General features: G+C 68.4%; 22 protein-coding genes. 14 read left to right on the top strand and 8 right to left on the bottom strand.

Annotated features, from left to right (window positions below; all coding sequences use genetic code 11):
* Nucleotides 1-75 precede the first annotated feature (75 nt).
* Complete coding sequence (locus CEW88_RS22125; RefSeq protein WP_159099702.1) at nt 76-1689, bottom strand: FAD/NAD(P)-binding protein; 1614 nt, start codon at nt 1687-1689, stop codon at nt 76-78.
* 349 nt (nt 1690-2038) lie between these two features.
* Here CEW88_RS22125 and CEW88_RS22120 point away from each other — a divergent pair, with 349 nt between their 5' ends.
* Both CEW88_RS22120 and CEW88_RS22115 read left to right on the top strand, forming a co-directional pair.
* On the top strand, nt 2039-3094 hold the full coding sequence (locus tag CEW88_RS22120) for a type III polyketide synthase (protein ID WP_108970547.1): 1056 nt from the start codon (nt 2039-2041) through the stop codon (nt 3092-3094).
* Nucleotides 3094-3600: an isoprenylcysteine carboxyl methyltransferase family protein gene (locus CEW88_RS22115; RefSeq protein ID WP_108970546.1), complete on the top strand. Its 507-nt coding sequence runs from the start codon at nt 3094-3096 to the stop codon at nt 3598-3600. Before CEW88_RS22120 ends, CEW88_RS22115 begins: the two co-directional genes overlap by 1 nt.
* A gap of 65 nt (nt 3601-3665) precedes the next feature.
* Here the strand turns inward: CEW88_RS22115 and argE are convergent, their stop codons facing one another.
* The 4 genes from argE to CEW88_RS22095 all read right to left on the bottom strand — a co-directional run bounded on the left by argE (nt 3666) and on the right by CEW88_RS22095 (nt 7973).
* Nucleotides 3666-4871 carry an acetylornithine deacetylase gene (gene argE, locus CEW88_RS22110; protein ID WP_108970545.1) on the bottom strand — a complete coding sequence of 402 codons (1206 nt, stop codon included), beginning with the start codon at nt 4869-4871 and terminating at the stop codon, nt 3666-3668.
* On the bottom strand, nt 4868-6358 hold the full coding sequence (locus CEW88_RS22105; RefSeq protein WP_108970544.1) for a tripartite tricarboxylate transporter permease: 1491 nt from the start codon (nt 6356-6358) through the stop codon (nt 4868-4870). The genes argE and CEW88_RS22105 overlap by 4 nt, the downstream gene beginning before the upstream one ends.
* A 12-nt stretch (nt 6359-6370) precedes the next feature.
* Complete coding sequence (locus CEW88_RS22100; protein ID WP_108970543.1) at nt 6371-6865, bottom strand: tripartite tricarboxylate transporter TctB family protein; 495 nt, start codon at nt 6863-6865, stop codon at nt 6371-6373.
* A gap of 136 nt (nt 6866-7001) precedes the next feature.
* Nucleotides 7002-7973 carry a Bug family tripartite tricarboxylate transporter substrate binding protein gene (locus CEW88_RS22095; protein ID WP_108970542.1) on the bottom strand — a complete coding sequence of 324 codons (972 nt, stop codon included), beginning with the start codon at nt 7971-7973 and terminating at the stop codon, nt 7002-7004.
* 121 nt (nt 7974-8094) lie between these two features.
* On the opposite strand from CEW88_RS22095, the gene CEW88_RS22090 reads away from it, so the two are divergent.
* Nucleotides 8095-9006, top strand: coding sequence for a LysR substrate-binding domain-containing protein (locus CEW88_RS22090; RefSeq protein ID WP_108970541.1), 912 nt, complete (start codon nt 8095-8097; stop codon nt 9004-9006).
* 218 nt (nt 9007-9224) lie between these two features.
* Complete coding sequence (locus tag CEW88_RS22085; RefSeq protein ID WP_108970540.1) at nt 9225-9449, top strand: hypothetical protein; 225 nt, start codon at nt 9225-9227, stop codon at nt 9447-9449.
* A gap of 106 nt (nt 9450-9555) precedes the next feature.
* On the opposite strand, the gene CEW88_RS22080 is transcribed toward CEW88_RS22085, so the two are convergent.
* A complete protein-coding gene (locus CEW88_RS22080) occupies nt 9556-10167 on the bottom strand; it encodes a GntR family transcriptional regulator (protein ID WP_108970539.1) in 612 nt (203 codons plus the stop codon).
* Between the two features lie 187 nt (nt 10168-10354).
* Here CEW88_RS22080 and CEW88_RS22075 point away from each other — a divergent pair, with 187 nt between their 5' ends.
* The 7 genes from CEW88_RS22075 (at nt 10355) to CEW88_RS22045 (ending at nt 16320) form a co-directional block, all read left to right on the top strand.
* Entirely contained in the window at nt 10355-11779 is a 1425-nt protein-coding gene (locus tag CEW88_RS22075) for a M20 family metallopeptidase (protein WP_108970538.1), read from the top strand.
* 20 nt (nt 11780-11799) lie between these two features.
* Nucleotides 11800-12516: an ABC transporter permease gene (locus CEW88_RS22070; protein WP_095881749.1), complete on the top strand. Its 717-nt coding sequence runs from the start codon at nt 11800-11802 to the stop codon at nt 12514-12516.
* A 4-nt stretch (nt 12517-12520) separates the two neighbouring features.
* A complete protein-coding gene (locus tag CEW88_RS22065) occupies nt 12521-13255 on the top strand; it encodes an ABC transporter permease (protein WP_108970537.1) in 735 nt (244 codons plus the stop codon).
* Nucleotides 13252-14013, top strand: coding sequence for an ABC transporter ATP-binding protein (locus CEW88_RS22060; RefSeq protein WP_108970536.1), 762 nt, complete (start codon nt 13252-13254; stop codon nt 14011-14013). The genes CEW88_RS22065 and CEW88_RS22060 overlap by 4 nt, the downstream gene beginning before the upstream one ends.
* A gap of 50 nt (nt 14014-14063) precedes the next feature.
* Nucleotides 14064-14903, top strand: a complete 840-nt coding sequence (locus CEW88_RS22055; protein ID WP_108970535.1) for a transporter substrate-binding domain-containing protein — start codon at nt 14064-14066, stop codon at nt 14901-14903.
* A gap of 140 nt (nt 14904-15043) precedes the next feature.
* The gene (locus tag CEW88_RS22050) at nt 15044-15988 is read left to right on the top strand and encodes a DnaJ C-terminal domain-containing protein (protein WP_108970534.1); all 945 of its coding nucleotides are present in this window, start codon (nt 15044-15046) and stop codon (nt 15986-15988) included.
* 2 nt (nt 15989-15990) lie between these two features.
* Nucleotides 15991-16320 (top strand): hypothetical protein, encoded by a 330-nt coding sequence (locus tag CEW88_RS22045; RefSeq protein ID WP_108970533.1) that lies wholly within the window; start codon nt 15991-15993, stop codon nt 16318-16320.
* Nucleotides 16321-16332: 12 nt separating this feature from the next.
* On the opposite strand, the gene CEW88_RS22040 is transcribed toward CEW88_RS22045, so the two are convergent.
* Entirely contained in the window at nt 16333-17058 is a 726-nt protein-coding gene (locus CEW88_RS22040; protein WP_108970532.1) for an STAS/SEC14 domain-containing protein, read from the bottom strand.
* Between the two features lie 333 nt (nt 17059-17391).
* Here CEW88_RS22040 and CEW88_RS22035 point away from each other — a divergent pair, with 333 nt between their 5' ends.
* From CEW88_RS22035 to CEW88_RS22025, 3 genes are all read left to right on the top strand, one after another.
* A complete protein-coding gene (locus CEW88_RS22035; RefSeq protein ID WP_108970531.1) occupies nt 17392-18357 on the top strand; it encodes an LOG family protein in 966 nt (321 codons plus the stop codon).
* 139 nt (nt 18358-18496) lie between these two features.
* Complete coding sequence (locus CEW88_RS22030) at nt 18497-19480, top strand: efflux RND transporter periplasmic adaptor subunit (protein ID WP_254694579.1); 984 nt, start codon at nt 18497-18499, stop codon at nt 19478-19480.
* On the top strand, nt 19473-22688 hold the full coding sequence (locus CEW88_RS22025; RefSeq protein WP_108970529.1) for an efflux RND transporter permease subunit: 3216 nt from the start codon (nt 19473-19475) through the stop codon (nt 22686-22688). The genes CEW88_RS22030 and CEW88_RS22025 overlap by 8 nt, the downstream gene beginning before the upstream one ends.
* An 82-nt stretch (nt 22689-22770) precedes the next feature.
* On the opposite strand, the gene CEW88_RS22020 is transcribed toward CEW88_RS22025, so the two are convergent.
* Nucleotides 22771-23565: a phytanoyl-CoA dioxygenase family protein gene (locus CEW88_RS22020; RefSeq protein WP_193989108.1), complete on the bottom strand. Its 795-nt coding sequence runs from the start codon at nt 23563-23565 to the stop codon at nt 22771-22773.
* Nucleotides 23566-23581 lie beyond the last annotated feature (16 nt).

Raw genomic sequence — 23581 nt, 5'->3', positions numbered from 1 at the left:
CGCACGATTTTCACATAAACTGGATTACACGCGCGGTGGCGGTGTAGCGCGCTGTCCCAACGTCCGACTTCCGCCCTAGGCCGTGGCGCGATCTCCCATGGCCTCGGCGATCACATTGGCGGTTGTGCTGCCCATCTCCCAGGCGTTCACGAGCCCTTGCACGAAGGGACGCCGACGCAGCAGCACCGGCAGCGCGAGGCAGTGGACGCGGCCCGCCGAGGCCGCGCCGAGCGGCAGGAGCAGATCCTCGAACCGCAGCGGCCGGGCAAGAAGGTCGGCGCGGGCGAGCGACGGGAACCCCAGGTCCGAGAATTTCAGAGCGCGCTGACCGCGCGCGTCGATGAGGATCTCGACCTCGGTCTCCAGCTGATCCCCCGTCACGCAGAGCCCGGTCCGATGCTGGGCGATCCGGCTGTGGTCGCCCAGACGGACCACCTCGAGCACCCCCGCCTTGCGCAGCGCCAGCAGGCGCTTGACCGAGAAATGGGGAACGCAGGCGTAGCAGTCGGTGAAGACCGGCTTCAGCGTGGCATGAAACGCCTCGACCTCGGCTTCCGTGAACCGTGGTATCAGCGTCTCGAAAAGCTCGTGCGCCCTCAGCAGCGCGCTGCGCCAGGGCGTCGGGCGCTGCGCCGTCACGCTCTCCTCGGCCTGCTTGAGGTTTTGCTCCGCCCAGTCAAACGGATCCACCGCAAGACGTTCAGAGAAATAGGCCGCCCTGAACTCCTCCCGCCCGATCTCGCGCCCCCCGAGGCGGTCCAGCCAATCCCCGTCGGCCTCGTCGAGGTCGGCGAGAAACGCCTGATACGCCCGCTCGAGCAGCGGCCTCTCCGCCATCCCGCAGGCGGCCAGCCTTGGCAGCTCCGGCAGGGGCAGCGGATACCAATAGTCCGCCTCCGGCAGCAGGCCCTTGCGCGACATGAGGCTGATCAGAAAGTCGGTCTGCCCCTCGTCCAGGCTATAGGCGAGGCCTCCCTCTGCGTCGACAAAACGACCCCGCGCCGAGGCGACGGTCACCGCGACGTCAATCGCGGACAGGGACGTGCCCAGCACACCGATCCTGCGCTGCGGCAGCCGCCCCAGCTTCTCCGCCGGCCAGGCCGACTGAAGCTGCACCCCGCCGTCAGAGACCGTATCCGGCCAGCGGTGGCCGGTGGCGAGCACCACGTCTGAATATTCTGCCTTCGCCATGCCGGCGGGGCTGTGCCAGGTGACCTCGATGCCCGTCAGGCGCGGGCGAATGTCCTCGACCGTGTGGTGCAGGTGAAGCTCGATCAGGTGCCCGCCGCGCCGGCCGCGGGCGACCAGCTCCGCCATCTGCGCGGTGAAATAGGCGCCGAGCGCGAGCCGGGGATAGAAGGCGTCCTCGCCGATGTCTTCCTCGCGGAGCGCGAGCCGCGCGAGGTCGGAGCGATCGAGGCCGCGAAGCCAATCGTTGAGCGACACGGCCACCGGCGGCAGCTCGCGGCTCGCGATGTTCGAGAGCATCGACGGTGCATTCATCTCGGCGTTGTAGGGCATGCCGGGGCCCGCGGCGGGACCCTTTTCGAAGATGTCGACATGCAGCCGCGACGGCGCCTCGCGCAGCAGCGCTGCAAGCGTGTAGACGGCGGTCGGACCCGCGCCAACGATCGCGACCCGATGCGTTTCGCGGGGGCGGACTGCCGTGCCCCGGGGGGACCTGCACACCGGCCTGTTGCCACGCGCGGTGGGACGGAGAGGAGTCTCGAAAGCCATGCGCAATCTTTGCTCGCTGGAGGGGAAGTCGCCGGAGGGGAAACCATCCTCCGCTTAGCTGAACTCGGAAGATCGTGGCGGGTTCCGACGGACCGGGGTATTTCGCCGATCAGCGCCAAGATCGCCTTCGGGATAGACCGCTCATCCAGCAATGACCCGGGCCTGCGAGTCTCCCCGGCAATGACGCGCGGGCAGAGGCTGCGGAACGAAGCGACGGGAATCGTGTTGTGACCCGACTGCCGCGCGGAGGGCTGGTAACGCGCCGCATTCCTCGGAGGCCGCCTTCAGCGAAAGAGCACGAATGAGCGCATACCTGCACGGACTTTCGACAGCCCTCCCGGGACATTGCCTGCATCAATCCGAGGTCCGCGCCCGCGCGGCGGAAATCTTCGGGGGCGTCTACACGGATTTTAAACGAATTTCCAAAAGCTTCGACACCGCCGGGATCGACACCCGCCACTCGGTCGTGCCGCTCGACTGGTTCGCGGAGCCACACGGCTGGTCAGATCGCGCCCAGGCCTTCGCGGCGGGGGCCAAGGCGCTCTTCGTGGACGCTGCGCGCGCGGCGCTCAGCCAAGCCGGATGGCAAAGCGCCGAGGTGGATGTCGTCGTCACCGTCTGTTCGACCGGCATCGCGACGCCCTCGCTCGAGGCGCAAGCGTTGACCGAGATGGGGTTTCGCGACACGGTGCTGCGCGTGCCGATCTTCGGGCTCGGATGCGCGGGCGGCGTTTCGGGGCTGGCAACGGCCGGCCTTCTCGCGGCGGGACGGCCCGGAGCCAAGGTGCTGCTGGTCGTCGTCGAGACCTGTTCGCTCGCCTTCCGTGCGGATCGCCTGCAGAAGGCCGACATCATCGCCGCGGTGCTCTTCGGCGACGGCGCCGCCGCGGCCTGCCTGTCCGACAGCAGGCCCATGGACATACCGAGCGTCCGCCTCGGCGCCCCGCACCAGAAGACCTGGCCCGAGACGCTCGGGATCATGGGGTGGGACGTGGACGAAACGGGCTTCGGCGTGATCTTCGACCGCTCGATCCCGGCGTTCATCAGCAGCGAGTTCGGCGCCGCGGCGCAGGAGGCGGTGCGCCTCGTCGAGACACCGATCACGCGCTACGTCTGCCACCCCGGCGGCGCGAAGGTCATCGAGGCACTGGAAGGCGCCCTGCACATCGAACAGGGCGCGCTCGACGCCGAGCGCGAGGTCCTGCGCCGCGCCGGCAACATGTCCGCCCCAACGGTGCTGTTCGTGCTCAAGGCGGTGCTGGACGCGGGCCGCACGGGACAGATGATGGCCTGCGCCCTTGGGCCGGGGTTCACCGCCTCCTTCCAGCCGCTCAGCGTCGGCGCAGAGGCCGCGTGATGGAACAAGCAACGGCGCTCTTTCTCGGCTTCATCGTCCTGCAACGGCTGGGCGAGCTCGTGCTCGCCCGGAGGAACACGACCCGCCTTCTCGCGAAGGGCGGCGTCGAGGTCGGCCAAGGCCACTACCCGGTGATGGTGCTCATGCATGCCGCCTGGGTCTTCTGCCTTGTGGTGTTCGGCCATGACCGGCAGGTCGGCCACTTCTGGCTCGGCGTCTTCGTGGTGCTGCAAGTGCTGCGCGTCTGGATTCTCGCCAGCCTCGGGCCGCGCTGGACGACGCGCATCATCGTCGTCGACGCGCCGCTCGTGACGCGCGGACCGTTCAGATATTTCTCGCATCCCAACTACATGCTCGTCGTGGCCGAGATCATCGCCGCGCCCATGGTGCTTGGGCTGACATGGGTCGCGGTGCTCTTCTCCATGCTCAACGCCGCCATGCTGAGCTGGCGGATCCGGGTCGAGAACCGGGCGCTCGCGCCGCTGCGGGCACGCGCGGGACACTAGCCGCAGAGAGACCACGGCGTGCCGCCCGAGCGGCGGACCGGACAAGCGCCCGGTCCGCCGAAGGCTCAGTCAGCGCCGCCGGAAAGCTCGGCGACGATGCCGTCGAGGAACGTCACGCAGGCGGCGAGCTGGTCGAGATCGACGAACTCGTTGGGCTTGTGCGCCTGCTCGATCGAGCCCGGCCCGACGATCACCGACGGGATGCCGCCGACCTGCTCGAAGATGCCCCCCTCGGAGCCATAGGACACCTTGCCCGCCCAGCTCTCGGGCATCAGCCGCGCATAGCGGGCATAGCCCGCCGTGTTGCGAGCCTCGCCCATCGGCGGGTAGGAGAAGATCCGCTCGAAGGTGATGCCGGTGCCGGGGGTCTTGGCGGCCATCTCGGTGCAAACCTCGGCCTCGATCTGTGCCAGCAGCTCGGCCATGTCGGCCTCGGGATCCATGTCGGCGATCGAGCGCAGCTCGAAGGTGAAGCTGCAGCTGTCGGGGGTCACGTTGGTGGCGACCCCGCCGTCGATCATCGTCGCCAGCATGGTCGCATGCGGCACGGTGAAATCGGGATCGAACGGCCCCTCGGTCTCGTAGCGCCTGCCCCGCGCCGAGATCAGCGCGATCGCCCGGGCGGCGTATTCGATGGCGTTGACATGCTCGGGCACGAAAGAGGAATGCCCCGAGGTGCCCGTGACATGCGCGCGCATGGCGATCTTGCCCTTCTGGCCGGTGACCAACTCCATCATCGACGGCTCACCGATGATCGCGAACTCGGGCGGCACCGGCAGCGCCGCAAGGTGCCGCGCGATCGCCGGGGCGCCAAGGCAGCCCACCTCCTCGTCGTAGGAAAAGCACATGTACACCGGCCGGGTGAGCCGGGCCTGCGCCAGCGCCGGGGCGACCGACATGGCGCAGGCGGCAAAGCCCTTCATGTCGCAGGCCCCGCGACCGTAAAGCCGGCCATCCCGGATCTCGGCCTTGAACGGGTCGCTCTGCCACTCGGGCTCATCTGCCGGGACCACGTCGGTGTGCCCCGACCAGACCAGCCCCGCGACGTCCTCGGGTCCGAAGGCGGCGACGAGGTTGGCCTTCTCGCCGGTCTCGTCGGGCAGCAGAGTGATCCGCCCGCCGAGACCTTGGAAATAGGCCGCCATGTGGTCGATGAGCGGCCGGTTGCCGTTGCGGGACACCGTGTCGAAGGCGATCAGGTCGGCCAGGTGCTCTGCCGCGCGCGCGATGCGCGCCTCGGCATCCGGCAGGCTCTCGCTGTTCAGGCTCATTGCGCAACTCGTCTTTCTGTCTTTGTCTTCTGGATTTCCCGCCGCACCGTGATGGTCAGCACGAACAAGATGAGGACCGCGAAGATCCAGGTGATCGGCGAGGAGAGTAGCACCGAGATGTCGCCGCGCGAGATCGCCAGCGCCCGGCGCAGGTTTTCCTCGAGCATCGGCCCCAGGATGAAGGCGATGAGGAAGGGAGCCGCCGGAATATTCAGCAGGAACATCCCGAAGCCCACCACGCCCATGATGAGCAGCACGGCCACATCGAAGGTGCTCGAGGCAATCGAGTAGATGCCGAAGATGCACAGCAGCAGCACCAGCGGCGTCAGCAGGGTCTGCGGGATGTGCGAGACCTTGGAGAACATGCGCATGGTCACCTTGCCGGCGAAGAACAGCAGCACCGAGGAGACCAGCATGCCGATCAGCAGCATGTAGACCTCGTGGATGTTGGTCTGGAACAGCAGCGGACCGGGGGTGAGACCCTGGATCATGAAGGCGCCCAGCATGACACCGGTGATCACGTCGCCCGGCACGCCAAGCGCCAGCAGCGGGATCATCGTCGCGCCGCAGGCGCCGTTGTTGGCCGATTCCGAGGCGGCGATCCCTTCGAGCTCGCCCTTGCCGAAGTTGGTGCCCTTCTTCGAGCTGCGCTGCGCCTCGCCGTAGGAGAAGAAGGCCGCCGACGACGGGCCGATGCCGGGGATCGCCCCGAGCACCGAACCGATCACCGAGCCCTTGAGGATGGTCTTCAGCGAGCCCATGAACTCCTCGCGCGTGACGTGCTGCGCGCCGAGCGTCGCCGCCTCTTCCTTCTTGGCCGCGCGCATCACCACCAGCTTGATCAGCTCGGGCAGCGCGAAGAGGCCGATCAGCACCGGCGCGATCGACAGGCCCGCCTGCATGTCGGGGGTGAAGGCAAAGCGGAACGAGCCGTACATGTCCTCGCCCACGGTCGCCAGCAGCAGACCCAGCGCCGCCGAGACGAGCCCCAGCAGCAGCGAACTGCCCGACACGCCCGCCACGGTGGTCAGCGCGAAGAGCATCAGCATGAAGAACTCGGGCGGGCCGATGCGCAGTGCCAGCACGGCGAGCGGCGCGGCGAAAAAGATCAGCGAGAGGTTCGAGATGAAGTCGCCGATCACCGAGGAATAGAGCGCCATGTTCAGCGCCTTGCCGGCCTTGCCCTGCTGCGCCAGCGGGTAGCCGTCGAGCGCGGTGCAGGCCGCCGAGGCGGTGCCCGGGGTCTTGATCAGGATCGCCGAGACCGAGCCGCCGTAGGTCGACCCCTTGTAGAGCGCGACCAGCAGAAGGATCGAGGGCACCGGCTCCATGTAGAAGGTGAAGGGCAGCGCGAGCGTGACCGCCATCGTGCCGGTCATCCCGGGGATCGCGCCGACGATGACGCCGCCCCAGATGCCAGCGATCATGATCAGCAGGTTCTGCAGCGTCGCCACGGCGACCAGCGCGGAGAGGATTTCATTGAGCATGGGTATCTCCGATCAGAAGCCGAAGGGCTTCGTCAGCACGCCCTTGGGAAACTGCGTGCCGAGCGCGGAATGGAAGAACATCTGCAGCAGGATCGGCCCGCCGAAGGCCAGCAGCGCGATCCAGACATGATGGCCGCGCTCGCCGGTCATCAGCACGATGCAGAGCGTGAGCAGCACCGACGAGACCAGGAAGCCGAGCAGCGGTATCGCCACGAGGAAGAGCACGAAGGCCAGCATCAGCCCGGCGAAACGCGCGCTCATCCGGGCCTTGGAACTGCCGTCGGTCTCGACCGGCTCCTCGGCGGGCGCGTCGCGTGTGAAGGCAAAGAGCAGCGCCAGCGCGCCAAGCAGGATGCCGGCAAGCGAGACGGTGCGCGGCCACATGTCCGGTGGCGGGGCGAAGCCCGGGATGAAGGCCGGGCGCGGCACGTAGAGGGGAACGAGAACGAAGGCGGACAGCGCGAAGAAGGCGACAATGATCAGCCCCCGCAGGACGGGCTTGGGCATGGCGACGCTCCGGAAAGATGAGGAGGCCCCGGTCTGGGCTGGGGCGGGGCGCGGTGCGGCCCGCAAGATCGGGACCGCACCAGGGTTCAGGCAGTCGGGCGGGCGGCGCCTCGGCGCCACCCGGAGCGCTTGGCGCTCAGTTCGACAGGTAGCCGAAGTCCTGCGCGAGCCCGTGGAACAGCTCGTACTGGCTCTTGGCGTAATCGGTCATGTCGACGTCGCCGATGGTCGAGATCGAGCCGCGGCGTGCCGCGAGGTCAAGCCATGTCTCGTCGGTCGCGACCTTGCCCAGCACCTCATGCCACTTGGCAACCACGTCCTCGGGCAGGTTCTTGGGACCGTAGAGCGCGCTCCACCCTGCGATCTGGCCGGCCTTCTCGTAGCCGAGCTCGGCCGCGGTGGCGACCTCGGGCAGATCGCCCATGCGCTTGGGTGCGAAGACCATCAGCGCCTTCATGTCGCCGCTCTTGATGTGCGGCATCAGCGAGGCGGATGCCATGGCGACGAAATCGACGTGGCCGCCGAGCAGCGCGGTGGCGAGCTCGCCGCCGCCCTTGTAGGGCACCAGCGTCGCGGCGGTCAGCGGGTCGAGATCGTTGTCGGCCAGCAGCGCCTGCGTGGTGAAGCCGTCGATCGCGGTCGCGCCCGAGGCGGCATAGGTCATGCGACCGTCGCTGTCCTTGATCGCCGCCACCAGCTCTTCGACGCTGTTGTAGGGCGCGTCACCGCGCACCGCGAGGATCATCGGCGTGGCTTCCAGCGCGCCGAGGAAGGTGTAGGCGTCCCACTCCACGGCATTGCCGGGGGTCACGGCTGGCGAGAGCGCCATGCCGACGCGGGCCAGCAGCAGCGTGTAGCCGTCCGGCTCGGCTTCGGAGACCGAGCGCGCCCCGTTCATGCCGCCGGCACCGGGCTTGTTCATCACCGTCACCGGCTGGCCGAGGAAGGGCTGCGCGGTTTCCGCCAGCGCACGGCCGGCAAGGTCCGAAGCGCCGCCGGGACCGTAGGGGACGACCAGCGTCACCGCCTGATCGGGATAGTCCTGCGCAGCTGCGGGGCCGGTTGCAGCGATCACCGCCAGAGCGATGCTTCCGAGAATTTTCTTCATGATTACCTCACATCTTTTCCGGCCGGGCCGGACTGTTGGATGTGGTGCACCATTCACAGTATGCGGAAGTTGACAATAGTACACCGCAACTTGCATAAATTGCATACTGAGGGAGCGGTTTATGTTCAAGACACGGGAATTAGAAGCATTTGACGCCTACATGCGCCTTGGCGGCGTCAAGATGGCGGCGGAAGATCTCGCGGCAAGCCAGCCCTTGGTGAGCCGCCTTCTGGCATCTCTGGAGGAAAAAGTCGGATTCGCCCTCTTTCGGCGCAAGCGCAACCGACTTGCGCCGACGCCCGAGGCCTTTCGCTTTCACCAGACCGTGGTGCGCCACCTTGCCGGGCTGCGCGGGCTCGAACAGGAGGCCCTCGCCATTGCCAACGGCGAGGTCGGCCATCTGGTGATCGCAGCGCAGCCGATCTTCTGCGACACCTTCCTGCTCGACGCGCTGCGCGCCTTCCGCGTCACCCATCCGCAGGCCACGGTGCAAATCGTCGACGTCGGCATGGCCGAGATGCTGCGGATGATCAGCGAACAGCGCTGCGACCTGGCCTTCGGCATCACGCTCAACGCCGAGGCCTTCGGTGCCGAATCCCGCCCGCTTGCCCATTGCGAGGCGCATTGCCTGCTGCCGAAGGGACACGCGCTTGGCGAGCTTGACGAGATCCCCCTGCCCCGGCTGCGCAAGGAGTGGTTCATCGACCTTGCGCAGGGCAGCCCGCTGCGGCAGCGCGTGGACCACATGATGGATACGATCAACGTGCACCGGACCATCGCCGCCGAGCTGCGCACCCTGCACAGCGTGGTCCGGCTGGTCGAGCGCGGCGTCGGGGTGGCGATCGTCGACCCGGTGGCCAATCAGCTCATCGACCTGGAGAGAGTCTCCTCGCATCGGCTGATTCCGGCAATCACCTGGGACATCGCCCAGTTCGTGCCCCACGATCGCCCGCTGGGGTCGGTCGGCCTGGCGTTCGCCGCGGCGGTGGAGACGGAGATAAACAACCTAAAGGATGCGGGAATTGTGACCTGAAGGGACCTCTCCACCGGCGCTATCGGCACGCGGACGCCGAGAGCGCTAACGGTCAAACGTCTGATGCTGTGAGACAATTCTGTACCCTCCCGGCGCCCGGCAGAGCTTCGCTCACAAGGCCGCTGCGGCGCCGCGCCGCAGCGTGACAGGCGCGACAGTCATATTAAAGTTGTGCAGCGCGGGTACGGTGGAGGTGCCTGTGCAAGGGAGGTGATTTCATGACTGTCGATTTTGATACGGTCCGCTCGTTGCGGAAATTGGTGCGCCTCAAGCTCGGGGCGACCGACCTCGAAAAGGCCTTTTTGAATGCGCCGCAGCGCGCGCTGGAAAACCGCTCGCCACGCGAGATTCTGGGGGATCGGGATTTTTACGAGGTCATGCGGCTCAGCGTCTTGGTCTCGTCGATCGCGCCGCGCGGCCGGTCGCAGTCGCGCGCCGCCTGAACGCCCGGCAAGACACCCGGAGCGGGGCAGGTTTCATCGCTTCGACCCAAGATCCCGCAGGGCCCGGAGCGGTCACCGCTGCTCCGGGCCCTGTCGTGTTCGCGCCTCAGTCGGCGCGCTGCAGGATATGGTCGCGGATCAACCGCGCCAGCCCTGCGCCATCGCCCGCTCTGACCGCCTCGACCATGTCGAAATGCTCCTGGGCCGAGCGTTCGATTCGAGAGCGATCCAACCATTGCGAGGCTGGGGCCGGCGAGGTGCGCATCCGAAGATCGGCGACCAGAGCCACCATCGCCGGGTTGCGCGCACAGCCCAGCAGGGCGCCGTGAAACGCGAGATTGGCGTCGTAAAGCAGGTGAAACGGACCATTGATCGCGATCTTCTCGAACTCCGCGGCCAGACGCCCGAGGTCGGCGATGTCGGCCTCGGCGGCATTGCGGCAGATCGCCTCGGCAAAGCCGGTCTCGATGGCGACGCGGATATCGAGAACCTGATCCGCCTCCTCGGTATCAGCCGGGTGAACCGAATACCCCCGATTTTTCTCATGCCGGATCAGCCGCCGCCCGGCGAGCGCCTCCAGCGCCTTGCGCACCGGCGCGCGGCCAACCCCGTAGCGCTTCTGCAAATCCACTTGCTTGAGCCATGAACCCGGCGTGAACCGTCCCGCGCGCAGATCCTGCGCCAGGCGTTCGATGATCTTCTCGGCGTCTTCTGACATTTCTTGTCCCTGTCCCTTCTCCCGGTTCTAGACCATGCCCCGCGGCAAAGGAATCGTTTCGTCGCCGGCCCCGAAGTCCTCCGGGCAGCGGCTGTTTTCAAACTGCCCAAACTTCGATCTTGCAATGTTACCAAAATTGGCACCAATACTGCAGCCAATATCAGGCAGAACCGTGAGGGCAATCAAAATGACCGCCAGCAACACCGACAGCATCTGGCCCCAGGTGGACGCGCGGGAGGCGGCGTTCTGCGCCTTGTCGGACCGGGTGTGGGACATGCCGGAGACCAATTTCGCCGAGCACCGCTCCTGCGCCGAACACGCCGAGATGCTCGAGGCCGAGGGCTTCCGGGTCACCCGCGGCGTCGCCGGGCTGCCGACCGCGGTGATGGGAGAGGCCGGAGACGGCGGGCCGGTGATCGCCATCCTCGGTGAATATGACGCGCTGCCGGGGCTCAGCCAGCGGGCGGGCGTGGCCGAGAAGATGCCGTTGCAGACCGGCGCACCGGGGCATGGCTGCGGCCACAACGTGCTTGGCGCGGGTTCGATGCTGGCCGCCGCTGCGCTGAAGGGCTGGCTCGAGGAGACCGGCCGCCCCGGGCGGGTGCGCTACTACGGCTGCCCCGCCGAGGAGGGCGGCTCGGGCAAGGGCTTCATGGTGCGCGAAGGGCTCTTCGACGACGTCGATGTGGCGATCTGCTGGCACCCCGCGCCGCTCGCCGCAGTCAACACCCCGATCTCGCTGGCCTGCAACGAAATCCTCTTTGAATTCGAGGGCCGCTCCGCGCATGCTGCCGCCGCGCCGGAACTGGGGCGCTCGGCGCTCGACGCGGTCGAGCTGATGAATGTCGGCGTGAACTTCCTGCGCGAGCACATGGTCGACTCGGCCCGCATCCACTACGCGATCACCGACGCCGGCGGCCATGCGCCCAACGTCGTGCAGCCCTATGCGGCGGTGCGCTACCTGATCCGCGCGCGCGAGCTCGACGAGCTGCTGCCGCTGGTCGAACGGGTCCGCAAGGTGGCCGAGGGCGCGGCGCTGATGACCGGCACGACGGTGCGCAACCGGGTGCTCTCGGGCGATGCCAACCTGATCGGCAACACGCCCCTCGAAGTGCTCATGCACGCCCAGCTCGAACGGCTCGGCCCGCCCGCCTTCGACGCCGAGGACCGCCGCTTTGCCGAGGCGATCCGCAAGACCCTCACCCCCGAGGAAATCCGCGCCGCCTTCAAGCGCTTCGGCGTGGCGCCGCGGATGGATCTGCCGCTCTGCGATTTCATCCCGCCGCTCACCCAGGGACAGGGCGGAGGCGTCGGCTCGACCGATGTCGGCACGGTGAGCTGGGTCGTGCCCACCGTGCAGGTGCGCGGCGCGACCTATGCCATCGGCACGCCCGGGCACTCCTGGCAGCTGGTGGCGCAGGGACAGTCTGGCATCGCCCACAAGGGCATGGTTCACGCCGCAAAGGTGATGGCCGCCACCGCCAAGGCGGTCTTCGAGGACCCGGCGCAGCTTGCCGCCGCCAGAGCGGACTTCGAGCGCCGCCGCGACGGGCGGCCCTTCGTCAACCCGCTGCCCGATGACGTCGCCCCGGACCTGCCGGTTCCGGCCTGACCCCCAAGCGAGAGCAGACCATGGACCGCCCCGGATTCTTCGACCTGATGAGCTTCGGCCCCGATGGCTGGGCCCCTGCCCTGCTGCAGGCGACGCTGATGACCCTTGCCGTCGCCGGCACCGGCTACCTGATCGGCGGCACGCTCGGCGCGCTGCTGGCCTGGGCCAAGCTGCGCGGCGGCCCGGTGCTGCGGGGGATCGCCGGAACCTACACCACCGTGCTGCGCGGCATTCCCGACCTGCTGGTGATCTACCTGTTCTACTTCGGCGGCTCGATGATGCTGACCAAGCTCATGCGCGGCTTCGGCTACGAGGGCTTCGTCGACCTGCCCGGGTTCGCGGCGGGCGCCATGGCGATCGGCGTGGTATCGGCGGCGCAGCATGCCGAGGTGTTCCGCGGCGCCTACCGGGCGGTGAACCCCGGCGAGATCGAGGCCGCCAGCGCCATCGGCATGTCGCGCAGCACGCTGTTCCGCCGCATCGTGCTGCCGCTGACCGCGCGCCACGCGCTGCCCGGGATGGGCAACGTCTGGCAGATCACCCTCAAGGAAAGCGCGCTGGTCTCGGTCACCGGGGTCGTCGAGCTGCTGCGGCAGGCGCAGATCGGCGCCGGGTCGACCCGCCAGCCCTTCTACTTCTTCTTCGCCGCGGCGGTGCTCTTCCTCGTTGTGACCTGGGGCTCGGGGCTGATCCTCGGCCGCGCCGAGCGGCACTTCAACCGCGGCCTGCAGAGGTAACACGATGGACTTTCCCTTCCTCTGGCAGACCGTCCGGACGCTCTCTGCCGGCATCCCGCTGACGCTGCTGCTGGCCACACTCTCGGTCGCGATCGGCGTGGTCATCGCCATCGCCATTGCCGCCGCCCGGCTCTGGGGGCCGCGCGCCCTGCAGCAGGCGGCGAAATTCTACGTCTTCGTCTTCCGCGGCACGCCGCTCCTCGTGCAGATGTTCCTCATCTACTATGGGCTCGGCCAGTTCGAGGCGGTGCGCAGCAGCTTTCTCTGGCCGGTGCTGCGCGAGCCCTTCTGGTGCGCCATCCTCGCGCTGTCGCTCAACACCGGCGCCTATGGCTCCGAGATCGTGCGCGGCGGGCTGCAGTCGGTCAGCCACGGCCAGCGCGAGGCGGCCATGGCCTGCGGCATGTCGCCCTGGCTGGCCTTCCGCCGGATCGTCCTGCCGCAGGCGGTGCGACAGGCCCTGCCCGCCTATGGCAACGAGCTGATCCTGCTGTGCAAGGCGACCTCGCTGGCCTCGATGATCACGCTGATGGAGATCACCGGCCTCGCCGCCAAGCTGATCTCGGACACCTACCGGGTGATCGAGGTCTTCGCCGCCGCCGGGGCGATCTACCTCGCCATCAACTTCGTGCTGACCCGCATCGTGGCCTTCGCCGACCACCGGCTGACCGCGCATCTGCGCCCGGTCGCCACGGGCAAGCCAGCCCCCGACACCCGCCTGACAGGAGCCAAGCCATGACCTCTCCCGCCATCCGCCTGCGCGGCCTGCGCAAATCCTTCGGCGCGAACGAGGTGCTGCGCGGCGTCGATCTCGAGGCGCGCCGGGGCGAGGTCGTCTCGATCGTCGGCTCCTCGGGCTCGGGCAAATCCACCATGCTGCGCTGCATCAACCTGCTCGAGACGCCCACGGGCGGCGAGGTCTGGATCGGCGACGAGCGCATCGAGCTGGTCACCGACCGCGCCGGACGGGCAAAGCCCGTCGATCCGGCGAGGGTGCAAAGACTGCGCGCTCGCGTCGGCATGGTGTTCCAGTCGTTCAATCTCTGGTCGCACAAGACCGTGCTCGAGAACGTCATGGAGGCGCCGATCCACGTGCTCGGCCGCTCGAAGGACGAGGCGAAGGACGAGGCGCTGGCCTTCCTCGACAAGGTCGGCATCGCCGCCAAGCGCGACGCCTATCCCGCGCAGCTCTCGGGCGGCCAGCAGCAGCGCGCCGCGATCGCCCGCGCGCTCGCCATGCACCCCGACGTGATGCTCTTCGACGAGCCAACCTCGGCGCTCGACCCCGAGTTGGTGGGCGAGGTGCTGCGGGTGATGCGCGGCCTCGCAGAAGAAGGCCGCACCATGCTCGTCGTCACCCACGAGATGGGCTTTGCCCGCGACGTCTCGAACCGCGTCGTCTTCCTGCACGAGGGACAGATCGACTGCGAGGGCAGCCCGGCCGAGCTTTTCGGCGGCGGCGGATCCGACCGTTTCCAGCGCTTCGCCACGACCTGAGCGGCGCTCCCCCCGAACAGAGCAACCAAAGACCAACAAGGGAATACACCATGAAAAAAACACTCATCGCCGCGACGCTCGGCCTTGCTGCCATTGCCGCAACTGCCGAGGCGAAGGACTGGACCCACGTCACCATCGCCACCGAAGGCGCCTTCGCGCCGTGGAATTTCACCGAGGCCGACGGCACGCTGACCGGCTACGAGGTTGATCTCTACAAGGTGCTCTGCGAGCGGATGGAGGTCGAGTGCACCCTCGTCGCGCAGAACTGGGACGGCATCATCCCCGGCCTGCTGGCCGGCAAGTACGACGCGATCATGGCCGGCATGTCGGCCACTGCAAAGCGCGAAGAGGTGATCTCCTTCTCGCAGCCCTACGGCTCCACCGGCCAGACCTTCGGCGTGCTCAAGGGCAGCGAGCTCGAGCAGCTGCCGCTGAAGGGCGAGCTGTTCAACCTCGCCAACAACCCCGAGGGCGCGGCAGAGGCGATCGAGGAGATCCGCCCGATGCTGAAGGGCAAGACCATCGGCGTGCAGAGCTCGGCGATCTCAGCCCGCTTCATGCAGGAGACCTTCGGTGACGAGCTGACCATCCGCGAGTACAAGGCGACCGAGCAGCATGACCTCGACCTGCTGGCCGGGCGCATCGACGCGGTGATCGCCTCGCCCGCCTACCTGATGACCACGATCAAGGAACCGGCAAACGCCGAGATGACCATGGCGGGCCCGCGCTTCCAGGGCGGCATCCTCGGACGCGGCTCTTCGGTCGGCCTGCGCAAGGAAGACACTGATCTGCGCGAGATGTTCGACAAGGCGCTGGACTCGGTGAAGGCAGACGGCACCACCAAGGCGCTCTCCGAGAAGTGGTTCGGCTTCGACGTGACGGTCTACTGAGCCCGGCGCTCTCGATCCCCTGGTCCAGGCCGGCGGCCCCCGGGCTGCCGGCCTTCGCGCCCGAAAACCGCAGCGCGCAGTTGCGGGATACGCCCGAACCGGCTCTACTCGTCACGAGCGGACTCACCGGTGGAGCGGCGATGAGCGACAACCCCTATGACGTGCTCGGCGTGACAAAGACCGCCAGCGCCGACGAGATCAAGAAGGCCTACCGCAGGATCGCCAAGGAGAGCCACCCCGACCTGCACCCGGGCGATTCAACCTCCGAAGCGCGCTTCAAGGCGGCCGGCGCGGCCTTCGAGCTGCTGAAGGACCCAGAGAAGCGCGCCCGCTTCGACCGCGGCGAGATCGACGCCAGCGGGCAGGAGCGCCCGCAGGAGCGCCGCTTCTACCGCGATTTCGCCGAGCAGGCCGACAACCCCTACCGCCGCGACCCGCGCTACGAGGACTTCGGCGACGCCGAGGACATCTTCGCCGAGTTCCTGCGCCGTCAGGCCGGGGGCCAGGGCAGTGGACACGCTCAGGGACAGGGCGGCTACGGCTTCCGCGCCCGCGGCGCCGATGCGCAATACGCGCTCGAGGTCCCCTTCCTCGACGCGGCGAACGGCGGCTCCATGCGGATCACCCTGCCCGGAGGCGGCAACCTCGAGGTGAAAATCCCCAAGGGCGTCGCCGACGGCACCACCCTGCGGCTGCGCGGCAAGGGCGGGCCGGGCATCGGCGGCGGCGCGCCGGGGGATGCCTATGTGACCTTCTCGATACAGCCGCACCCGATCTTCCGCCGCGAGGGCGACGACATCGTCATCTCGCTGCCGATCACCCTTTACGAGGCAACGCTCGGGGCCAAGGTCGAGGCGCCCACCATCGCCGGGCCAGTGAAGGTCACCATCCCCAAGGGCGCCAGCAGCGGCCAGACCCTGCGGCTGCGCGGGCGGGGCGTCGCCGCCGCGGGACGCGCCGCCGGCGACCAGCGCATCGAACTGCAGATCGTGATGCCCAAGCAGGTCGACGACAGGCTCGCCGACTTCATGGAGGAATGGGCCAAGAGCCACCCGTATGATCCGCGCAAGGGCTGGAGGACTTGAGCATGACCCGCGTCTTCTACTCCGAGGAAGAAGCCATCGCCGCCGTCGGGCGGCTCGACCGCGCGCGCCTCACCCGCTTCCTGCGCGCGCAGGTGATCTATCCCGCCGAGGCGAGCGGTCGCGCGGTCTATCGCCAGGTCGACATCGCGCGGATGGAGCTGCTCTGCGATCTCTGCGACGACTTCGAGCTGAACGACGACGCGCTGGGGATGGTCATGCAGCTCATCGACCAGTTGCACGGCACCCGCGGCGATCTCGCCGCGCTCCTGCGCGCGCTCGGCGAGGAGCCCGACGACGTCAGGCGCCGCGTGCAGGGGCGGCTCGGGCGCTAGCCTTCGGCGCGCTCAACCCGCCAGCCACGCCTTCGCCTTGGCCATGTCGGCGGCGGCGAAATACTTCGCCTCGAGTCCGAAGGCGCGCTTGCCGATCTGAACCGCCATCTCCTGCCAGCCGGCATCGCCGACGATCGCCGCGCGCTGCACCCGCTTGGCATGGCCGCGCACGAGGTAGAAATGGTCGCGCAGCGCGTCGAGCCCCTGCCAGCCGTCGAAATCGCGCAGGTCGATGAGCAGCCGCACCGTTTCATGCGCCGCGAAGAAACTGTCGAGATCGCCGATGGCCTCGTCATAGGCTGCGCCATCCACTTTTCCGCGCAACCGCACCTCGAGCATGCCGTCGCCAAGATCCTCTTGCTGGATCGTGCCGAGGCTCTCGCGCAGCCAGCGCCGCGCCGCGTCGACCTCGGCCATCGCGAAGGTGGAGACCGGGCACGGCATGAAGACCGAGACCCCCCCGACCGCCGCCCTGACGACCTTGTCGTCGCTCACCAGCGCGATGCGGTCGAAGCCGCGCCAGTGCTTGAGCCCGGTCCGCGCATCCTGCACCATCGCACCGAGGGTGAACTCCGAGGGGCGCGCCTCGACGATGGCCAGCAACCGAAGCCGGTCGCCCTTGGTCAGCGCCGCGTCGAGCGCGGGCATCAGCTTGTCGCGGTAATCGGAATCGGTGACCGGCGGGGTCATCGTCAGCTCGAGAATGCCGTGCTCACCGATATCTTTCACGTCTATCATGGTGGGATCCTCCTGAGCTGACTATGCGCCACGCGGGCGCCGCGGGAAAGCCCGGCGCTGACCCGGGACCTGTCGCGAAGCGCAATGCAAGGGGATCGCGGTCGCCTTCACAAGGCGCTGCAAAGGCGGAGGGTTTGACACGGCGCAAGGTAACGGCGCGCGAATCCGTTACCTTGAAGCAGATCGTCGTGGCGAGGACCGCCCCATGAAACCCCAGAGCTTGGCCCGCCGGACAGGGCGACGCCCCCCGCCGCGGCGGAATGCAGTCACCGAGGAGATCATGGAGCGTGCCACCGGACGCCTGCCGGTGCGCGGAAAGAAGAAGGAGGGCCGATGATGGAAGATTGCCCCGAGACACCGCCGCCGAGCGCGGAGCGCGACGTGGATCTGCCGTGGTGCGCGCCGAAACCCGCCACCGAGGACCGGCGCGCGCCGGACCTCGTGCGCCGGATCATGGCCAGCCCGAGCTACCGAGCGGGCGATCACGACGTGAACTTCCTCGACCGCGACGACATGCGCGGGGTGCGGCTGATGCTCGACTACCAGAAGGCCGAGACGCTGCTGCAGGCGCATGGCATCGCCCATTCCGTCGTCGTCTTCGGCGCGACGCGCATTCCCGAGCCGGCCCGCGCCGCGGCGGAGGTGGCCGCGCGCGCGGCTGCATTGGCGCAGTCCCCGGGCGATCCGGCCCTGCAAGACGCGCTCGCCATCGCCCGGCGCGTGGCCCACAAGAGTCGCTACTACGACGTCGCGCGCGCCTTCGGGCGGATCGTCGGTTCGCAGGAAGGGCCGCCCGGCAACCGGCTGGTGGTGGTCACCGGCGGCGGGCCGGGCATGATGGAGGCGGCGAACCGCGGCAGTCACGAGGCCGGGGCGCGCAGCGTCGGTCTCAACATCACCCTGCCGCACGAGCAATACCCCAATCCCTACCTCACGCCCGACCTCTGCTTCCGCTTCCACTACTTCGCCCTGCGCAAGCTGCATTTTCTCAAGCGCGCCCGGGCGCTGGTCGTCTTCCCCGGCGGCTACGGCACGCTGGACGAGCTCTTCGAAACGCTGACGCTGATCCAGACCCGCAAGATCCTCCCGGTGCCCGTGGTGCTGGTCGGCGAGAGCTTCTGGCGGCGGGCCTTCGACGTGGACTTCCTTGTTGAGGAAGGGGTGATCGACCCCGAGGACCGCGATCTCTTCTGGTACGCGGAAGAGGCCGAAGAGATCTGGGACGGCCTCCAGCGCTGGTACCAGAGCGCCGGGCGCGAGCTCACCGGCGCCGCGCCCGAGGTCCTGGCGGACAGGTGAGCGGGGCGCGGGGCCGATGATCGCCTGCGCCCGGCAACGCCTCGCCCAAGTATTGAAGTGCAGGTTTCTACTGGAATTCTATTTATATTCACGTTATGGAATATTAAGTCGCCCGCGAGGGACTGCCATGCGACCTACCGTGCTTTCGATACTCCTGTTCTGGGCCGCCAGCGGCGCTCTGGCCCAGACGCAGCCCGTCATTTCCGAACCGATCACCGAGTGGAAGCCCGTCTACGGCGAGGTCGAGACCCGCAACGAGCTGCCCGCCCGGGCCCGCATCGCGGGCACGCTGGTCGCGCTGAACGTCACCGAGGGCGACCGGGTCGAGGCCGGGCAGCTCGTCGGCACCGTCGAGGATGAAAAGCTCTCGGTCCAGATCGACGCGCTCGATGCCCAGGCCGAGGCGCTGCGCGCCCAGCTCGGCAACGCCCAGGCAGATCTCACCCGCGGCCAGACCCTGCAGCAGAGCGGCACGATCTCGGCGCAAAGGCTCGACGCGTTGCAGACCTCGGTCGACGTGCTGACCAGTCAGATCGCCGCAACCGAGGCGCAGCGCCGGGTGATCCAGCGGCAGATCGAGGAAGGCGGGGTCACCGCGCCCGAGGCGGGCATCGTGCTGTCGGTGCCGGTCTCGCGCGGCTCCTTCGTCGGCCAAGGCGAGACGGTTGCGCTGATCGGCAGCGGCGGCGCCTTCCTGCGCCTGTCGATTCCCGAGCGGTTCGCGCAGACCCTGGCCGAGGGCGACCGGATCGAGATGGAAAGTGGCCACGGCCCCGCAAGCCCCACCGGGAGCCCCACTGGCGCGGGGACAATCGCCAAGCTCTACCCGCAGATCGAGGGCGGTCGCCTGCAGGCCGACGTCGAAGTCGCCGGGCTCGAAGAGCGCTACGTCGGCCTGCGCCTGCCGGTGCGGCTCCCGGTGGGCGCGCGGCAGGCCATCCTCGTGCCCGAGGCCGCAATCGGCAGGGGCGGCGGGCTCGACATGGTCGTGGTCGAAACCGCCGAGGGACCGGTGCAGCGCATCGTCGTGCCGGGCCGCGCGGTGACCCGGGAAGGCGCCGCATGGCGCGAAATCCTGACCGGGCTCGATGCCGGCGAGACCGTGGTGCTCTTCGATGACTGACCACGATAGCGGCGCCTCGGGCGCCCTCGGACTGGCCGGGCACCTCACCCGCGCCTTCCTCAAGTCGCCGCTCACCCCGCTGTTCCTCATCGCCTCGCTCGCGGTCGGCCTCATCGCCCTTGCCGCCCTGCCGCGCGAGGAGGAGCCGCAGATCTCGGTCCCGCTCGTCGACATCCACGTGCAGGCGGACGGGCTGCGTGCCGGGGACGCGGTGAAACTGGTGACCGAGCCGCTCGAGACCATCGTCAAGGGCATCGACGAGGTCGAACACGTCTACTCCGAGACCCGCGACGACGTGGTCATGGTCACAGCGCGATTCAACGTCGGGGTGTCGTCCGACACCGCGATCCTGCGCGTGCGCGACCGCATCCTCGCCAACCTGGGCCGCATCCCCGTCGGCATCCCCGAGCCGCTGATCGTCGGGCGGGGCATCAACGATGTGGCCATCGTGGCGCTCACCCTCTCGCCCGCCGATGGGCAGACCGCCGTCACCCCCGCCGATCTCACCCGCGTCGCGCGCGAGCTCGAGGCGCGGCTCGCGGCCATCAAGGATGTGGGCCTCACCTATGTCATCGGCGGCACCGAGCCGCAGCTGCGGGTGAACCCCGACCCGGCGCGGCTGGCGCTCTACGGGATCACCCTGCAACAGCTCTGGGGCAAGATCGAGGGCGCCAATACCGCGCTGCCGCTCGGCACCCTGCGCGAGGGCGGCCGGCAGGTCGGGCTGGTGGTCGGCGAGACGCTCACCACCTCCGAGGAGATCGGCAATCTCGAGCTGACCGCCCGCGACGGGCGCACCGTCTACCTGCGCGACGTGGCCGAGGTGACGCTCGAGACCGACACCGACGTGGACTACGTCAGCACCGTCGGCCACGGGCCCGACGGCATCGAGAGCCGCCCCGCCGTGACGCTGGCGCTGGCCAAGCGCGCCGGGGCCAATGCCGTTGTGGTTGCCGAGGAGATCCTGCACCGGGTTGAAGCGATGGAGGGCGATACCATCCCCTCGTCCATAACGGTCGAGATCACCCGCGACTATGGCGAGACCGCCGACGAAAAGGCCAACGAGCTGCTCTTCCATCTCGGGCTCGCCACGCTGTCGATCGTCGTGCTGGTGCTCTTCGCCATCGGCTGGCGCGAGGCCATCGTGGTCGCCATCGTCATCCCGGTGACTATCCTGCTGACGCTCTTCGCCGCCTGGATCATGGGCTACACGCTCAACCGCGTGTCGCTCTTCGCGCTGATCTTCTCGATCGGCATTCTCGTCGACGACGCCATCGTGGTGATCGAGAACATTGCCCGCCACTGGGCGATGAAGCACGCGGGCCAGAGCCGCTTCGGCGCCACCGTCGCGGCGGTGGCAGAGGTCGGCAACCCGACCATCGTGGCCACGCTGACCGTTGTGGTGGCGCTGCTGCCGATGCTCTTCGTGTCGGGCCTCATGGGGCCCTACATGAGCCCCATCCCCGCCAACGCCTCGGCGGCGATGATCTTTTCCTTCTTCGTGGCGGTGATCATCACGCCGTGGCTGATGCTCAGGATCGCCGGTCGCGCGCCGCTGCACCCTGGCGCCGAGCACGGCGCGGCGGGTGGCGCGCTGGGGCGGCTCTATGCCGCGGTTGCCCGGCCGCTGCTGGCGCGCAAATCCGTCTCGGCGCTCTTCCTGCTGGCGGTGGCCGTCCTCTCCTTCGGCTCGCTCGCCGCGCTCTACACGCGCGACGTCACGGTCAAGCTGCTGCCCTTCGACAACAAGTCCGAGCTGTCGGTGGTCATCGATCTGCCCGAGGGCAGCGCGCTCGAGACCACCGCCGCCGTCGCGCAGCAGGTGGCGCGCGTCGCGCTCACCCTGCCCGAGGCGATCTCGGCCCAGACCCACGCGGGCACCGCCTCGGCGTTCAACTTCAACGGGCTGGTGCGGCACTACTACCTGCGCCAGCTCCCCGAGATGGGCGACGTGCAGATCAACCTCGCCCCCAAGGGGGACCGCGACCGCACCAGCCACCAGATCGCCCTGGACCTGCGCGAGAAGCTCGCGGCGCTCGAGCTGCCCGAAGGCACGGTGCTGAAGACCGTCGAGCCGCCCCCCGGCCCGCCGGTGATCTCGACGCTCATGGCCGAGGTCTACGGCCCCGACGCCGAGAGCCGCCGCAGGGTGGCCGAGCGCGTCCGCGCCGCCTTCGACGAGATCCCCTACGTCGTCGATGTCGACGACAGCTACGGCGTGCAGGCCCCGCGCCGCCGCGTGGGGCTCGACCCCTCGGCGCTGGATTTCTACAAGGTGCAGGAATCCGACGCGCTGGACACGCTGTCGCTGCTCTACGGGAGCGGCACCGTGGGCTACTCGCACCGTGGCGGCGAGCGGCGGCCCATCCCCATCGTTCTGTCGCGCGACCGCTCGGACCGGGTGATGGATGCCACCGCGCTCTCGACCCCTGTGCCGGCCGACGCCCTGCCCGGCGGGCGCGGCGTGGTGGAACTGGGCGATGTGGTGACCTTGCAGGACGAGCTCACCTCCTTCCCGATCTTCCGCCACAACGGCCTCGAGACGATCATGGTGATGGGCGAGATGGCGGGCGACTTCGAGTCGCCGCTCTACGGCATGCTTGCCGCCGCCGACATCCTGGATGGTCTCGACTGGCCCGAGGGGCAAAAGCCGTCGATCTCGATGCACGGCCAGCCGCAGGACACCTCGAGCCCGAGCATTCTGTGGGATGGCGAATGGGAGGTCACCTGGGTCACCTTCCGCGACATGGGCGCGGCCTTCGCGGTGGCCCTGCTGGGAATTTACATCCTCGTGGTGGCGCAGTTCGGCAGCTTCCGCCTGCCGCTGGTAATCCTGACGCCGGTGCCGCTGACCTTCCTCGGCATCATCGTCGGCCACTGGCTTTTTGGCGCGCCCTTCTCGGCGCCCTCGATGATCGGCTTCATCGCGCTGGCGGGGATCATCGTGCGCAACTCGATCCTGCTGGTGGACTTCATCCGCCACGCCCAGCCCGACAAACCGCTCGATGTCGAGACGCTGATCGAGGCCGGGGCGACACGCTTCAAGCCGATCCTGCTGACCGCGCTGGCGGCGATGATCGGCGCGGCGGTGATCCTGATGGACCCGATCTTCCAAGGCCTGGCGATCTCGCTGCTCTTCGGGCTGCTGACCTCGACCGCGCTGACCGTGCTGGTGATCCCTGCGATCTACCGGCTGGCAAAGACCTGACAGGAGCGAGCGCCCCTGCGGCCAGGCGGCTTGGACCACCGCCCCACCCCGGCCCAAGCCTACCCGGCCGCCGCGAGCGCCCTCAGCGCTCGAAGATCACCGGGAACCAGTCCTTGCGCAGCACGTCTCCGGGCTGCATGCCGTGGCCGGGGAATGGCGGCGAGGTCGGACCCGGGCGCGCGACGTAGCGCGCGTCGTCCCCGACCAGCCGCAGCGAAAAGGCCCGGCGGCGCGAGGTCGAGGTGTTGCCCCGTGCGCCATGCAGGATGCCGTAATTGAAGGCCACGGCATCGCCCGGCTCCATTTGCCATTCCCGGATGTCCATGCCCTCGGCGTCGGGATCGGGCACCGGCATGTAGGCGTCGCTATCGGGGAAGAAGTCGGTCTCGGACAGCCAGCGCTTCGGCAGTACCGGCTTGTCCCACAGGTGGCTTCCGGCGACGCAGCGCAGGCTGGCATCTGTGACCGGGTCCACCGGCGACCAGAAGCTGACGTTCTGCATCCCGTCCACGAAGTAATAGGGCCCGTCCTGGTGCCAGGGCGTCGGCTTGGAGGTGCCGGGTTCCTTGACCAGGACATGATCGTGGAAGACCTGCACCCTGTCCGAGCGCATCAGCTCGGCCGCGACCTCGGCCGCGGGCGAGCTGCGCAGCACGCGCTCGAACTCGGGAATGCGCTGCCAGTTGCAATAATCGTCGAAGAAGCGCCCCGCCTCGCCCTCCTTGAGGTTCTCGGCGGCATAGGGCCCGGGCTCTGCCATGTTGCGCGCGATCCCGGCGCGGATGTCGTCAACGTGGTTGGCGAAGAGCCCCTTGACCAGCACGACCCCGTCGCGCTGGAAGGTCTCGACCATGTCCTGGGTGAGTAGTGCGTGCATCGGAATATCCTCTTTT

The organism is Alloyangia pacifica, from assembly GCF_003111685.1.
Taxonomy (GTDB): Bacteria; Pseudomonadota; Alphaproteobacteria; order Rhodobacterales; family Rhodobacteraceae; genus Salipiger; species Salipiger pacificus_A.
This window is presented reverse-complemented; position numbering and strand designations above follow the sequence as displayed.

What these genes read in the sequence shown, in the direction of transcription:
- CEW88_RS22120 (WP_108970547.1), top strand. Translation starts at nt 2,039, where the DNA reads ATGAGCGCATACCTGCACGGACTTTCGACAGCCCTCCCGGGACATTGC.
- CEW88_RS22115 (WP_108970546.1), top strand. Translation starts at nt 3,094, where the DNA reads ATGGAACAAGCAACGGCGCTCTTTCTCGGCTTCATCGTCCTGCAACGG.
- argE (WP_108970545.1), bottom strand. Translation starts at nt 4,871, where the DNA reads ATGAGCCTGAACAGCGAGAGCCTGCCGGATGCCGAGGCGCGCATCGCG.
- CEW88_RS22105 (WP_108970544.1), bottom strand. Translation starts at nt 6,358, where the DNA reads ATGCTCAATGAAATCCTCTCCGCGCTGGTCGCCGTGGCGACGCTGCAG.
- CEW88_RS22100 (WP_108970543.1), bottom strand. Translation starts at nt 6,865, where the DNA reads ATGCCCAAGCCCGTCCTGCGGGGGCTGATCATTGTCGCCTTCTTCGCG.
- CEW88_RS22095 (WP_108970542.1), bottom strand. Translation starts at nt 7,973, where the DNA reads ATGAAGAAAATTCTCGGAAGCATCGCTCTGGCGGTGATCGCTGCAACC.
- CEW88_RS22090 (WP_108970541.1), top strand. Translation starts at nt 8,095, where the DNA reads ATGTTCAAGACACGGGAATTAGAAGCATTTGACGCCTACATGCGCCTT.
- CEW88_RS22085 (WP_108970540.1), top strand. Translation starts at nt 9,225, where the DNA reads ATGACTGTCGATTTTGATACGGTCCGCTCGTTGCGGAAATTGGTGCGC.
- CEW88_RS22080 (WP_108970539.1), bottom strand. Translation starts at nt 10,167, where the DNA reads ATGTCAGAAGACGCCGAGAAGATCATCGAACGCCTGGCGCAGGATCTG.
- CEW88_RS22075 (WP_108970538.1), top strand. Translation starts at nt 10,355, where the DNA reads ATGACCGCCAGCAACACCGACAGCATCTGGCCCCAGGTGGACGCGCGG.
- CEW88_RS22070 (WP_095881749.1), top strand. Translation starts at nt 11,800, where the DNA reads ATGGACCGCCCCGGATTCTTCGACCTGATGAGCTTCGGCCCCGATGGC.
- CEW88_RS22065 (WP_108970537.1), top strand. Translation starts at nt 12,521, where the DNA reads ATGGACTTTCCCTTCCTCTGGCAGACCGTCCGGACGCTCTCTGCCGGC.
- CEW88_RS22060 (WP_108970536.1), top strand. Translation starts at nt 13,252, where the DNA reads ATGACCTCTCCCGCCATCCGCCTGCGCGGCCTGCGCAAATCCTTCGGC.
- CEW88_RS22055 (WP_108970535.1), top strand. Translation starts at nt 14,064, where the DNA reads ATGAAAAAAACACTCATCGCCGCGACGCTCGGCCTTGCTGCCATTGCC.
- CEW88_RS22050 (WP_108970534.1), top strand. Translation starts at nt 15,044, where the DNA reads ATGAGCGACAACCCCTATGACGTGCTCGGCGTGACAAAGACCGCCAGC.
- CEW88_RS22045 (WP_108970533.1), top strand. Translation starts at nt 15,991, where the DNA reads ATGACCCGCGTCTTCTACTCCGAGGAAGAAGCCATCGCCGCCGTCGGG.
- CEW88_RS22040 (WP_108970532.1), bottom strand. Translation starts at nt 17,058, where the DNA reads ATGATAGACGTGAAAGATATCGGTGAGCACGGCATTCTCGAGCTGACG.
- CEW88_RS22035 (WP_108970531.1), top strand. Translation starts at nt 17,392, where the DNA reads ATGATGGAAGATTGCCCCGAGACACCGCCGCCGAGCGCGGAGCGCGAC.
- CEW88_RS22025 (WP_108970529.1), top strand. Translation starts at nt 19,473, where the DNA reads ATGACTGACCACGATAGCGGCGCCTCGGGCGCCCTCGGACTGGCCGGG.
- CEW88_RS22020 (WP_193989108.1), bottom strand. Translation starts at nt 23,565, where the DNA reads ATGCACGCACTACTCACCCAGGACATGGTCGAGACCTTCCAGCGCGAC.